The sequence below is a fragment of the uncultured Aggregatibacter sp. genome (assembly GCF_938046485.1).
Classification (GTDB): Bacteria; Pseudomonadota; Gammaproteobacteria; order Enterobacterales; family Pasteurellaceae; genus Aggregatibacter.
This window is the reverse complement of record NZ_CALIWN010000008.1, coordinates 14,838-27,806: the sequence shown is the minus strand read 5'-3', so window position 1 is coordinate 27,806 and position 12,969 is coordinate 14,838. Positions and strand designations below refer to the sequence as shown.

Annotated in this window: 14 protein-coding genes; 8 read left to right on the top strand and 6 right to left on the bottom strand. The window is 43.1% G+C overall.

Annotated elements, in window-relative coordinates:
• Positions 1-26: 26 nt before the first annotated feature.
• Genes yajC through secF form a run of 3 tightly spaced genes read left to right on the top strand, consistent with a single transcriptional unit; the run spans position 27 to position 3,187 of the window.
• Positions 27-326, top strand: coding sequence for a preprotein translocase subunit YajC (gene yajC / locus Q0203_RS00485; RefSeq protein WP_005701087.1), 300 nt, complete (start codon positions 27-29; stop codon positions 324-326).
• A 27-nt stretch (positions 327-353) separates the two neighbouring features.
• The gene (gene secD / locus Q0203_RS00480; protein ID WP_297928754.1) at positions 354-2,204 is read left to right on the top strand and encodes a protein translocase subunit SecD; all 1,851 of its coding nucleotides are present in this window, start codon (positions 354-356) and stop codon (positions 2,202-2,204) included.
• Between the two features lie 17 nt (positions 2,205-2,221).
• Positions 2,222-3,187, top strand: coding sequence for a protein translocase subunit SecF (gene secF, locus Q0203_RS00475; protein WP_297928752.1), 966 nt, complete (start codon positions 2,222-2,224; stop codon positions 3,185-3,187).
• Between the two features lie 123 nt (positions 3,188-3,310).
• Here the strand turns inward: secF and artM are convergent, their stop codons facing one another.
• From artM to artP, 4 genes are read right to left on the bottom strand one after another with little or no spacing between them, the layout of a single operon-like run.
• Positions 3,311-3,988 carry an arginine ABC transporter permease ArtM gene (gene artM, locus Q0203_RS00470; RefSeq protein ID WP_297928751.1) on the bottom strand — a complete coding sequence of 226 codons (678 nt, stop codon included), beginning with the start codon at positions 3,986-3,988 and terminating at the stop codon, positions 3,311-3,313.
• The gene (gene artQ, locus Q0203_RS00465; RefSeq protein ID WP_297928749.1) at positions 3,988-4,659 is read right to left on the bottom strand and encodes an arginine ABC transporter permease ArtQ; all 672 of its coding nucleotides are present in this window, start codon (positions 4,657-4,659) and stop codon (positions 3,988-3,990) included. The genes artM and artQ overlap by 1 nt, the downstream gene beginning before the upstream one ends.
• Before the next feature lie 3 nt (positions 4,660-4,662).
• Entirely contained in the window at positions 4,663-5,382 is a 720-nt protein-coding gene (locus Q0203_RS00460; RefSeq protein ID WP_297928747.1) for a lysine/arginine/ornithine ABC transporter substrate-binding protein, read from the bottom strand.
• A gap of 18 nt (positions 5,383-5,400) precedes the next feature.
• On the bottom strand, positions 5,401-6,135 hold the full coding sequence (gene artP / locus Q0203_RS00455; RefSeq protein ID WP_296026580.1) for an arginine ABC transporter ATP-binding protein ArtP: 735 nt from the start codon (positions 6,133-6,135) through the stop codon (positions 5,401-5,403).
• 177 nt (positions 6,136-6,312) lie between these two features.
• Here artP and folA point away from each other — a divergent pair, with 177 nt between their 5' ends.
• The gene (folA, locus tag Q0203_RS00450; protein WP_297928745.1) at positions 6,313-6,795 is read left to right on the top strand and encodes a type 3 dihydrofolate reductase; all 483 of its coding nucleotides are present in this window, start codon (positions 6,313-6,315) and stop codon (positions 6,793-6,795) included.
• A 97-nt stretch (positions 6,796-6,892) separates the two neighbouring features.
• Here the strand turns inward: folA and Q0203_RS00445 are convergent, their stop codons facing one another.
• Positions 6,893-8,257, bottom strand: coding sequence for an L-serine ammonia-lyase (locus Q0203_RS00445; RefSeq protein WP_297928744.1), 1,365 nt, complete (start codon positions 8,255-8,257; stop codon positions 6,893-6,895).
• A 176-nt stretch (positions 8,258-8,433) separates the two neighbouring features.
• Positions 8,434-8,937 carry a SprT family zinc-dependent metalloprotease gene (locus Q0203_RS00440; RefSeq protein WP_297928742.1) on the bottom strand — a complete coding sequence of 168 codons (504 nt, stop codon included), beginning with the start codon at positions 8,935-8,937 and terminating at the stop codon, positions 8,434-8,436.
• 340 nt (positions 8,938-9,277) lie between these two features.
• On the opposite strand from Q0203_RS00440, the gene mraZ reads away from it, so the two are divergent.
• From mraZ to ftsI, 4 genes are all read left to right on the top strand, one after another.
• On the top strand, positions 9,278-9,736 hold the full coding sequence (mraZ, locus tag Q0203_RS00435; RefSeq protein ID WP_295973526.1) for a division/cell wall cluster transcriptional repressor MraZ: 459 nt from the start codon (positions 9,278-9,280) through the stop codon (positions 9,734-9,736).
• 102 nt (positions 9,737-9,838) lie between these two features.
• Positions 9,839-10,807, top strand: coding sequence for a 16S rRNA (cytosine(1402)-N(4))-methyltransferase RsmH (rsmH, locus tag Q0203_RS00430; RefSeq protein WP_297928740.1), 969 nt, complete (start codon positions 9,839-9,841; stop codon positions 10,805-10,807).
• On the top strand, positions 10,807-11,124 hold the full coding sequence (gene ftsL, locus Q0203_RS00425; protein WP_021617071.1) for a cell division protein FtsL: 318 nt from the start codon (positions 10,807-10,809) through the stop codon (positions 11,122-11,124). The genes rsmH and ftsL overlap by 1 nt, the downstream gene beginning before the upstream one ends.
• Before the next feature lie 17 nt (positions 11,125-11,141).
• On the top strand, positions 11,142-12,965 hold the full coding sequence (gene ftsI / locus Q0203_RS00420; protein WP_296026594.1) for a peptidoglycan glycosyltransferase FtsI: 1,824 nt from the start codon (positions 11,142-11,144) through the stop codon (positions 12,963-12,965).
• The last annotated feature ends 4 nt before the right edge of the window (positions 12,966-12,969 follow it).

The following is a 12,969-nucleotide window of genomic DNA, read 5'->3' as shown; positions in this document are numbered from 1 at the left end:
TTTTCATTAACTAAAAGGAAATTTGAATGGAAGCTCAACAAGGCAGCCCAATGTCAATGTTATTTATTTTCATCATCTTCGGATTGATTTTCTATTTTATGATTTATCGTCCGCAAGCGAAAAGAAATAAAGAACATAAAAAATTAATGTCCGAATTAACCAAAGGCACCGAAGTGTTAACCGCCGGCGGTATCATCGGTAAAATCACTAAAGTGCCTGAAAAAGGGGATGTTATTGTGATTGCGTTAAACGATAAAACCGAAATTACCATCAACCGCAATTACATTGCCGCTGTGTTACCAAAAGGCACAATCGAAACTCTTTAATCTATTCCTCAAGGGAACAAGAAAGCTATGTTAAATCGTTACCCTTTATGGAAGAATCTAATGGTGATCTTTTTGGTCGCCATTGGTGTTTTATACGCTCTTCCAAATCTTTACGGTGAAGATCCTGCCGTACAAATCTCAGGAACTCGTGGTCAGGAAGCCGATTCCGGTGTCTTAAGCGAAGTTCAAACCGTCCTAAAAGACAATCATCTGACAACCAAATCTGTCGTATTGGAAAACGGCTCGATTTTAGTGCGTTTCGACAATACGGATGCGCAATTACTTGCCAAAGATAAAATCACCGAAAAATTAGGGACAAATTATTCTGTTGCGTTAAACCTTGCACCGGCAACACCAAAATGGCTAAGTAGTATTGGTGGCAATCCGATGAAATGGGGCTTGGACTTGCGTGGTGGTGTACGTTTTCTGATGGAAGTGGATATGAACTCAGCGCTAAGCAAACGTCAGGAACAACTACAGGATTCCTTACGTACCGAATTGCGCAAAGAGAAGTATCAATATAGCGCCATTAAGTCAGCAGAGAATTTTTCCACAATCGTAAGTTTGGTGAATCCGGAACAGTTATCTGATGTACAACGTTATTTGCGCAAACAGCATCCGACCTTAGACATTCGCGCGATTTCTGATAATACCCTGTCTTTGGCGTTATCTGATGCGGCATTAAACGAAGCCCGCGAAAGCGCGATTGAACAAAACTTAAGTATTTTGCGTAAACGTGTCACTGAACTTGGTGTCGCAGAAGCCGTGATTCAGCGCCAAGGCGCAGAACGTATCGTGGTTGAATTGCCGGGGGTACAAGACACTGCCCGCGCGAAAGAAATTCTGGGCGCAACGGCGACCCTTGAATTCCGCTTAGTCAATGGCAACGCCAACTTAGATGCGGCAGCTCGTGGCATGGTGACTTCGGATTCTGAAGTGAAATATGACAGAAACAATCGCCCTATCGTGCTGTATAAACGCGCTGTATTAGGTGGTGAGCACATTACGAACGCCAGTTCCGGTGTGGATCAAAATACCTCTAGACCGCAAGTGAGCGTCACCTTGGATAGCGAAGGCGGCGAAATCATGTCGCAAACGACGCGTGCCAATATCCAAAAACCGATGGCAACGTTATATGTGGAATATAAAGATAGCGGCAAAAAAGACGAAAATGGTAAAACCATTTTACAAAAACACGAGGAAGTGATTAACGTTGCCACCATTCAAGGTCGTTTCGGTAGTCAATTCCAAATTACCGGCATTGACTCTCCGGCGGAAGCACAAAATCTTGCGGTGTTACTTCGTTCCGGTGCGTTAATTGCACCGATTCAAATTGTGGAAGAACGTACCATCGGTCCGTCTCTTGGTGCACAAAACGTAGAACAAGGTTTGCAAGCCAGTTTCTGGGGATTGATGGTGGTTGTGGTCTTTATGATCATTTACTATCGTAAATTCGGTATCATTGCGGACATCGCTTTAATTGCTAACATTGTTTTATTGGTTGGGTTAATGTCCTTATTACCGGGCGCTACGCTTACCATGCCGGGGATTGCCGGTATCGTCCTGGCGGTTGGGATGTCTGTGGATGCGAACGTGTTGATCTTTGAGCGGATAAAAGAAGAAATTCGCAATGGTCGTCCGATCCAACAAGCCATTAACGAAGGTTATAACGGTGCATTCAGTTCTATCTTTGATGCGAACTTAACCACCATTTTGACTGCGGTAGCACTCTACGCCGTGGGGACAGGTCCAATTAAAGGCTTCGCAATCACCTTATCTTTAGGGATTGCTATCTCAATGTTTACCGCAATCACCGGAACACGCGCAATCGTGAATTTCTTATACGGCGGCAAACGAATTGATAAATTATCAATTTAACGGTGAGGAAATATATTGTGAATTTAGAAAATAGAAGTCAGCCAATTAAAGAAATTCAAGGCATTAAACTCCCTTTTCGTTTAGTGGAATTCATGAAATTCCGTCTGTGGGGCTACTTTGCTTCCGTCGTGATTATCGCGGTTTCCTTATTCTTTGTGTTTACCAAAGGTTTCAACTGGGGCTTAGATTTCACCGGCGGTGTGGTGGTAGATACCCACTTCTCCCAACCTGCAGATTTGGAAAAAATCCGTTCTACGTTGGTACAAAATGGCATTGAGAGTCCACTGGTGCAAACCACCGGTGGTGTGCGTGATGTGATGATTCGCCTACCGGCAACCGATGATGCGCAAATTGGTGATCACGTCAAAAAAATGCTGAACACCTTGGATAGCGATATTCAAATTCGTTCCATTGAGTTTGTCGGGCCGAACGTAGGTGAAGAATTAACCCAAGGGGCTATTTACGCCACCTTAGCTACCCTCATTATGCTATTGCTTTATGTGGGCATGCGTTTTGAATGGCGCTTAGCAACCGGTGGCGTGCTTTCTTTAGCGCACGACGTGATTGTTACCCTAGGGGCATTCTCTTACTTACAAATCGAAATGGATTTAACCTTCATTGCAGCGATCCTTTCCGTGGTGGGTTACTCGTTAAACGACAGTATCGTGGTATTCGACCGTGTGCGTGAAAACTTCCGTAAAATCAGACGGATTTCCGCCATCGACATCATCGATATTTCCTTAACTCAAACCCTATCCCGTACTATTATGACATCGGTCACCACGTTAATTGTCGTTATCGCCCTCTTCATCTTCGGCGGCCCGACAATTCACAGTTTCTCGCTAGCGTTGCTCATCGGGATCGGATTCGGTACCTATTCTTCCATCTTCATTGCGATTGCTATCGCCTATGATTTAGGCTTAAATCGTGAACACATGGTTCAACCCAAAGTGAATAAAGATGATATTGATGAAATGCCATAATTGAGCATTAAGGAAAAAACGCTAAAAAGAAGCCCCTCGACTGGTTAGTTGAGGGGCTTCTTTCGTATTAAGCAGTTTTGAGTTTAGGAATTACGTTAATAGATTTCATTGAAACGGCTGACGCTATTTAGATTCAAAACGTTCGAATGCCAGTACTTTATTTTCGACTTTGCGTAACACTAATGTGGCGATACCGGTAATCAGTAAATAGATACCGCCGGCGATACCATAGATAGTCAACGCATCATATTCTGTGCCGTAAAGTTGGCGGGCATATCCCATGATGTCCATAATGGTAATGGTTGATGCCAACGATGTACCTTTAAACACTAAAATAATTTCATTGGTATAAGAGGGTAATGCACGTTTAAGGGCGTATGGAATCAAAATTTTGAGTGTTTGCACGCGTGACAATCCTAATGCAGCACAACTTTCCCATTGACCTTGTGGAATGGCTTTAACCGCGCCATAAAAAAGCTGAGTAGAGTAAGCCGCACTATTTAATGCTAAGGCTAGCATAGCGCAAAACCACGCATTGGAAAGCAAAGACCAAAGCGGACTTTGCGTAATAAATTCAAATTGTCCCGGGCCGCTATAAATTAAAAAAATCTGAATAAGTAGGGGCGTGCCGGTAAACAAAACAAGATAAAAATTCACCGCACTTTTTAGCCAACGATTCCCCATGGCAAGGATAAACGTGAAGAGTAACGCTAATAAAAAGGCGATTAATAAAGAGGCGAAAGTGAGCAATAAACTGGTTGGAATGCCCTGAGCAATCACCGATAAATAGTCTTCAAACATTATGCATTCCCTCGCTCAAATCGAGTAAATCGTCTTTCTAATTTACGAATCGCAACTTGGCTGACAAGGGTCACCGCTAAATAAACTAACGCCGCAATGCCGTACCAAGTAAAAGGCTGATGTGTATTGGTGTTAATCAATCCGGCTTGGCGCATTAAATCATCGACGCCAATTAGCGAAACAAGTGCGGTGTCTTTTAGCAATACGAGCCATTGATTACTTAGTCCCGGCAAAGCATGACGCCATACCTGTGGCATGATGAGGTGAATAAAGGTATAAGGACGACTTAACCCCAACGCCATGCCCGATTCCCATTGCCCTTTGGGAATGGCTTGAATAGCGCCCCGTAAGGTTTGGGAAGCGTAAGCGGCAAAAATCAGGGATAAAGCAAATACACCACAGCCGAAGGCACCAAATTCAATATATTCACCGGTTAATAATTCTACGATTTCCGTTGAGCCGAAATAAATCAATAAAACGACTAAAATTTCAGGTAAACCACGCAATAACATCACCAAAACAGAGGTTGTTCTGGCAATGATCGGGTATTTATTGGACTCAAGTGCGGTGAAAAAAATACTTAAAATTAAACCGACGATGAGCGAACAAACAGCAAGCCCTAAGGTCGTTAGGGCTGCATGAAAAATTAACGCGAGATAATCATAAAACATAAATTATTTTGTCATCCATTTATCATAGATTTTTTGGTATTCGCCACTGGCTTTGATGGAATCTAACCCTTTGTTTAAGTTATCTAATAATTCTTTAGAGGATTTATTGACGGCAATGCCTAAGCCATTACCAAAATATTTTTTATTGGTCACTTTCTCACCGACAAATTGGATTTCAGGTTCTTTTTTGATCATATCGGCAAGCACGGCTGTATCGCCAAAAATCACGTCAATACGTCCGTTTTTTAAATCCAAAACCGCATCTTGTAAGCTGGCATAGGCTTTGATGTCATATTGTTTTGTTTCTGCCGCCGTATATTGTTGGAAGGTGGTACCGTTTTGTACTCCTACATTTTTCACTTTGGTTAAATCGCCTTTGCCTGTTAGTGCAACGTAGCTTGCCGAGCTGTCGTAGTAAGGTTGAGAAAAGGCAACTTGTTTTGCACGTGCATCCGTAATGTCAATGGCGGAAATGGACGCGTCAAAACGTTTGGCTTTTAAACTTGGAATCAACGCATCGAATGCTTGGCTTTTAAAGTGGCAGGTTGCTTGAATTTGTTGACAAACGGCATTGGCGATATCCACGTCAAAACCAATGATTTCGCCTTTTTCGTTTGTGGTTTCAAATGGCGGATAGCTTGGTTCCATTGCAAAAGTGATTTCTTGTGCGTTGGTTGCAAGTGCGGTGCCGGCGAGTAGGGCGGTTAAAAGTAATTTTTTCATCATGTTTCTCCTTCTAGGTTAAATGTTGTGTGATAAATACTGTTTAAACTGTTCGGTTTTAGGTTGTTCAAAGCAACTGTTGTCGCCAATTTCGATAATATGACCTCGTTCCATGTACACGACTTTGGTCGCCACTTTTTTCGCGACATTGACTTCATGGGTGACAATCACTTGGGTAATGCCTGTTTGTTGCAATTCCTCAATAATGGAGACGATTTGCGCGGTAATTTCCGGATCCAGCGCGGCTGTCGGTTCATCAAATAACAGCACTTGCGGTTTCATCATTAATGCGCGCGCAATAGCCACACGCTGTTGTTGACCACCGGATAAATGGAGTGGAAAACGCGCCGCGTGTTCTGCCAAACGTAAACGCTGCAACAGTTCCATCGCCTGTTGTTTGGCTTCCGTTTCGCTTGTGCCAAGAATTTTCATCGGCGCTTCAATGAGGTTTTGCAACACAGTCATGTGCGGCCATAAATGATACTGTTGGAATACCATGCCGACATCACGACGCAGTTGGCGAATTTGTTTCGGGTCATTATTGGCTGATAAATCAAATTGATTATTGGCAATGCTCAATTCGCCCGATTGTGGCACTTCCAGTAAATTTAGTGTACGAATTAAGGTGCTTTTGCCGGCACCGCTCGGGCCTAATAGCACCACCACATCGCCGTCATCAGCGGTTAAATTGATATCGAATAAGGCCTGATTGGCACCATAGAAAAAATTCAGGTTTTTAACACTAATTGTCATTGTGACTTCTGCTCTTGTATCAAATCATTGTTGGAATGAAAATATATTATTATTTTGTGCATAATTATGCAATAGGCTTATGCATGATTTTATTCGGTGACGATTGACAATAACCGCAAAGGCAATGATAAAATTATGCTATAGTATTCACCTTATTAAATTGAGGAATAAATAACGATGACATTAAGTCTCATTGTTGCCATGACAAAAAATCATGTGATCGGGCAAGAGAACAAAATACCGTGGCATTTGCCGGCGGATTTGGCGTGGTTTCGTCAAAATACCTTAGGAAAACCTGTGATTATGGGACGAAAAACCTTTGAAAGCATTGGTCGTCCGTTACCCAAGCGAACCAATATCGTATTGTCTCGCCAACCCTTTATTCATGAAGGCGTGCTGTGGAAAGACAGTATGGAAAGTGCGGTCGATTTTGCAGGTGATTCTCAAGAACTGATGATCCTTGGCGGTGGGCAGCTTTTTAAACAAGCGATACCTTTGGCAAACCGTTTATATTTAACGGAAATTCAAACGGAATTGGCGGGTGACACGTTTTTCCCACAGATTGCATATGATGAATGGGAGATTGAGTTTGAGCAATGGCGACCTGCCGATGAGCAGAACCCTTATGATTGCCGTTTTTTAATTTTACGACGCAAATAACGAAAAACGGGTTTAAAAGAGACGATTTAAATCTCCTTAATCGCGAAAGGGAAAACACCAGAAAAAAAGACCGCACTTTTAGGCGATCGTTTTTTTGTTATGAACAGATGACTTTAATGGCCAGGCCGCCTGTGGCAGTTTCGCGGTATTTCGCGTTCATGTCTTTCCCGGTTTCGTACATGGTTTCAATCACTTTATCCAAACTCACGCGTGGGCTGGTGGTACGGCGTAAAGCCATACGACTGGCATTAATGGCTTTCACCGAAGCGATAGCATTACGTTCAATGCAAGGCACTTGAACTTGTCCGCCGACCGGATCACAGGTGAGTCCCAGATTGTGTTCCATGGCGATTTCTGCGGCGATACACACTTGTTCAGGGCTGCCACCAAGGATTTCCGATAAACCGGCGGCTGCCATGGAGCAAGCGACTCCCACTTCGCCTTGACATCCCACCTCTGCACCGGAAATGGAGGCGTTCATTTTATATAACGATCCGATCACGCTACAGGTTAATAAATAACGTTCAACGATTTCATTGGTTAATGTGCCGACAAATTTTTCGTAATAAGCCAGCACCGCCGGCACGATGCCACAAGCGCCATTTGTCGGTGCGGTAACGACGCGTCCGCCTGCGGCATTTTCTTCATTAACGGCTAACGCAAACATATTGATCCAGTCAATTACCCGCATCGGATCGTTAGATAATTCGTTGTTCGCTTTTAGCATTCGATATAACGTCGCTGCGCGTCGAGCAACTTTTAATGGCCCCGGCAAGACGCCTTCCGTATGCAAACCACGATGAATACAGGCTTTCATGGTTTGCCACACTTGGTGTAAATGATTCTCCAGTTCCGCTTTACTGTGTAAAGCCAGTTCATTTTTCATGACTAAACTGGACAGAGAAAGGCCGCTTTCTTGGCAATGACGTAAAATATCCGCTGCATTTGTATAAGGGTAAGGCACGTCGATTTGATGGTCTTCTTGTTGGTTAAAATGCGCTTCATCCACAATAAAACCGCCGCCAATGGAGTAATACGTTTGTTTATACAACACCGCCGTGTCGGCCAATGCCGTAATGGTCATGCCGTTTTCGTGTAAGGGCAAGAAGGTTTTATGAAAAATCATGTCCGTTGCCGGATCGAAGTTAGCCACTTGTTTGCCCTCAGCTAAAGGCAATTTAGCGGTTTTGTTTACCTTGGCAATAAAACCGGGAATCGCTTCAATATCTACGTTATGAGGTAAGTAGCCGGCTAATCCCATGATAATCGCAATATCGGTGCTGTGGCCGAAGCCGGTCATGGATAACGAACCGTAAACATCCACTTGAATGTGCGTGGTTTTTTCCAGTAGGTGACATTCAATTAAATCATCAATAAATTGTTTACCGGCTTTCATCGGGCCAACCGTGTGCGAACTGGAGGGGCCGATACCGATTTTAAACATATCAAAAACGCTAATCATCTTTTACTTATTACCCTCGCTGACGAGGCGAAATCGTCGGGCGTGTGTGTTTGAATCAGGTTAAAGGAAGCGCATTCTACGCTTATTTTTAAAATAATCCATAGTGCAGATGAGGGATGACTGCGACACATATGGCAACCCTAAATAGGTTAATTCATTGTGATTGGGGGAGTATATCAGTCGCCGACAAAATTCAGCCGTGTTTTACATTTGCGGCAAAAATAGACCGCACTTTCACGTTGGATTTTATTGTGTCGGCGAATGGTTAATTGGTGCGTTTGACAGGCGCAGCGGTAAGTAAAGGTTTTGCCTTGCACGGAAGAGAGATCAAACTGATGGCAGGTATCGGCCGGTAAATGAAAAATCTCCTTCATGACAAATCGCCATTCTTTGCCGTGCGGCTGAACATGGCCGAAATGTTGATAAACAACGAGATGAGCGAGTTCATGTAAGGAGACCTGCTGAATGAATTCTTGCGGATTTTCTAACATCAAAGTGCGGTTAAAACTGATGGCGTTTTTTTGTAAATAAGCGACACCGGCTTTTATTCCTCTTAATTCATAATGAATTTGCGGAAAATGAAAAGGGTGTTTGAAGTAGTCTTCCGCCAACTGCATACCATAATGCAAGCGGCGGAGAATTTGCATTTTTATCATGCGAAAATGATGTTCTGTTTGCATAACATAAAGTGTTGATGGTGGTTTTTATCCGCGGATCTGTGTTAAACGCAAAAGGGCGTTTGTGGCTATGTTGAATACCTCATAACAATATACCTTTAACGCCATGCTGTCATGCGTTCCGATGGATAAAATCGGGTAAGAACGGAGATAGACGAACGAGCGTATAAAAATTTGAAGAGAGAGGTCACAGAAGCCATGAAACCGCTTGCAACTTAATTAAACAAATAATAAACTTAGCTCAAAGTGGTGAAAAGTGTTTTTTTGTGGTGAATTTTGGATCAAAATCCCAAATCCTAAGCAAATAAACCGAACACCGATAAAGAGAATAAAAGGTGAATTCATGTTTCGTGGAGCGTCGGCAGTCAATTTAGATGCGAAGGGTAGGCTTGCTATCCCGACCCGCTATCGCGCCGAGCTTTTGGAACAAAATCAAGGGCAAATGGTTTGCACCGTGGATATTCGTCAACCTTGTTTATTACTTTATCCTCTCCAAGAATGGGAGATAATTGAACAAAAACTGCTTGAGCTTTCCAACTTTGACCCCGTACAACGCAGCCTACAGCGAGTGATGTTGGGATACGCAACGGAATGTGAATTAGACAGTGCCGGCCGAATTTTGATCAGCGGTCCGTTGCGCCAACACGCGAAATTGGAAAAGTCCATTATGTTGGTCGGGCAGTTGAATAAATTTGAAATTTGGAGCGAAGCCGAATGGCAAGCCCAAGTGGAACAAGATATGGCACTGGGCGCAACAGAGACCTTTGCGCTATCGGAAAAATTAAAAACGCTGTCATTATAAGAGTCAAACTCAAGGAACAGCGGCACTAGCAAAGATAAGCGGCGATTATGCCGCTCTATCTTCTTTTTAGATTGTAACTTTATGTACCCTTGGTAGTCATGTATGGCCCTTTTAAATACATTTTCGTCAGCTGAACATTCAACCGTTTTGTTACATGAAACCGTTGAAGGGTTGGCATTGAAAGAAAATGGCATTTACATTGATGGGACATTCGGTCGAGGCGGACATTCCCGCTTAATCCTCTCCAAGTTAGCTGACAATGGCAAATTAATTGCCATTGATCGCGATCCTAAAGCTGTCGCAGAAGCCAAAAAAATTCAAGATCCACGTTTTCACATTGAACACAATACCTTTTCTGAAATTTTACCGATTTGTGAAAAATTAGGTTTAGTTGGCAAAATTGACGGGATTTTGCTTGATCTTGGCGTGTCTTCTCCGCAATTAGACGATGCCGCGCGTGGCTTCAGTTTTATGAAAGACGGGCCGTTAGATATGCGTATGGATAACAGTCAAGGATTGTCTGCGGCTGAGTGGTTACAGCAGGTTTCAGAACAGGATTTAGCGTGGGTGTTAAAAACCTTTGGTGAAGAGCGTTTTGCCAAGAAAATCGCCAAAGCTATTGTCGATTACAATAAAAGTGCGGTTCAAAATGGCGGTGAATGTTTAACGTGTACCTTGCAGCTTGCTGAATTAATTGCTCAAACCGTGCCATTTAAAGATAAACATAAACATCCGGCAACCCGCAGTTTTCAAGCGATCCGCATTTTTATCAATGCCGAGTTAGATGAATTGGAAAAAGTGTTAGCCTCCGCATTAGCCGTGTTGGCGCCAGGTGGGCGTTTATCGATTATCAGTTTCCATTCATTGGAAGATCGCATAGTGAAACATTTTATGCGGAAACAAAGCCAAGGCGAGGCGATTCCAAAAGGCCTGCCTTTGCGTGAAGATCAGATTCAACGTAATCAACGCTTAAAAGTGATCGGTAAGGCGATTATGCCAAGTGAGGACGAAATTGCCCAAAATCCACGCGCGAGAAGTGCGGTGTTACGTATTGCAGAGAGATTAACTTGATGTTGCAGAATAATGACAGATACCCGTTGCAAGAGATCATCATTGAAGACTTATTTACGTCTAATAAACTCGTGTTGATCTTGTTATTCGCCATTACCGCTAGCGCCCTTGGGACGGTTTGGATTACACATCAAACCCGTGGTTTGGTGGCGGAAAAAGGGGAATTGGTTTTGCAGCATCAAGCGCTTGAAAATGAGTTTTTAAATTTAAAATTAGAAGAAGCGACACTCAGCGATAACACGAGAATAGAAGCTATTGCCAAACAATTAGGTATGCAACGTGCCACATCAGAGCAAGAAGTCGTTATTCTTGAATAGTATGGAATGTGAGAGATATGGTGAAGTTTAATAAATCCTCTAAGTTACCTAAGCCCAAAAAAGCCACAAAAGGGACATCTCATAGCAGTTCTGCGGTTAAGCCGAATAAACCGAAGGTTGTTTATGAAAAAAGCTTTTTACAAGCCCGTTATATTTCGGTGTTAAGCCTAATTCTTTTGGGATTAATCGCACTGGTTAGCCAAGCTGCCTATGTTCAAATCGTCAATGCCGATTCATTAATCGATGAAGCGGATAAACGTTCTTTGCGCAAACAAGAAATTCAGTTTGTGCGTGGTTCTATTTTAGATCGTAATGGCCAACTGTTGTCTGTTAGCGTGCCGATGTATTCTGTCGTTGCCGATCCGAAATTTATCTTTGATGAAAATGCGCTGAAAGATAAAGAACGCTGGCAAAAATTGGCAGAAGCCTTGGGGATTTCTTATAGCAATTTGGTCAAACGGATAGAAAAAGATCCGAAATCTCGCTTTGTGTATTTATCTCGTCAAATTTCACCGACCCTTGCACAATATGTAAAAGAGTTAAAAATTACCGGTATCGTTTTGAAATCGGAAGCGCGCCGTTTTTATCCTCGCGTGGAAGAAACCGCCCATTTGATTGGTTATACCAATATTGATGGCACAGGTATTGAGGGCATTGAAAAAAGCTTCGATTCCATGTTGGTGGGTAAATCCGGTTCCATGACATATCGTAAAGATAGATTCGGTAACATTGTCGAAAATATTTCTGATGTGAAGAAATATGATGCGCAAGACGTGACCTTAAGCATTGATGAAAAATTACAATCCATGGTTTACCGTGAAATTAAGAAAGCAGTTACTGAGAATAAAGCGGAATCCGGCACGGCGGTGTTGGTGGACGTGCGCACCGGTGAAGTTTTAGCAATGGCAAATGCCCCTTCTTATAACCCAAATAATCGTGTGGGAGTAAAATCCGAGTTAATGCGTAACCGCGCGATTACCGATACCTTTGAGCCGGGCTCTACTGTAAAACCGTTCGTGGTCTTGACCGCACTTCAACGTGGTGTGGTACGCCGTGATGAAATTATTAATACCGGCCCGCTCATCTTGAACGGCCATGAAGTTAAAGACGTGGCGCCGCGTGATCAGTTAAGTTTAGATGGCATTTTAGAAAACTCCAGTAACCGCGGTGTGAGCCGTTTAGCGTTACGTATGCCGCCGAGTGCTTTAATGGAAACCTATCAAAATGCCGGTTTAGGCAAACCGACAGATTTAGGTTTGATTGGTGAACAATCCGGTTTATTGAATGCCAACCGTGCTCGCTGGTCTGATATTGAGCGTGCTAACGTAGCCTATGGTTATGGTTTGAATGCAACGCCATTACAAATTGCTCGTGCTTATGTCACTTTAGGTAGCTTTGGTATTTATCGCCCGCTTTCTATTACTAAAGTGGATCCACCGGTCGTGGGACAACGTGTGTTCTCTGAAAAAATCACACGCGAAGTCGTCAACATGATGGAAAAAGTCGCGATTAAAAATGGTCGTGCGATGGTCGAAGGCTATCGTGTTGGTATTAAAACCGGTACAGCGAAGAAATTGGAAAATGGTCGCTATGTAGATAAATATGTGGCTTATACCGCAGGTATCGCACCAATTACCGACCCACGTTATGCTTTGGTGGTGCTGATTAATGATCCGAAAGCAGGGCAGTACTATGGTGGTGCAATTTCCGCACCGGTATTTTCCAGTATCATGAGCTATGCGTTGCGTAGCAACAATGTACCGCCGGATGGCGTTGAAACGGATAAAACAACAAAACGCACTGTTCGTTTGAATAATAAAAAATCAAGTGAAATCAATTAAATTT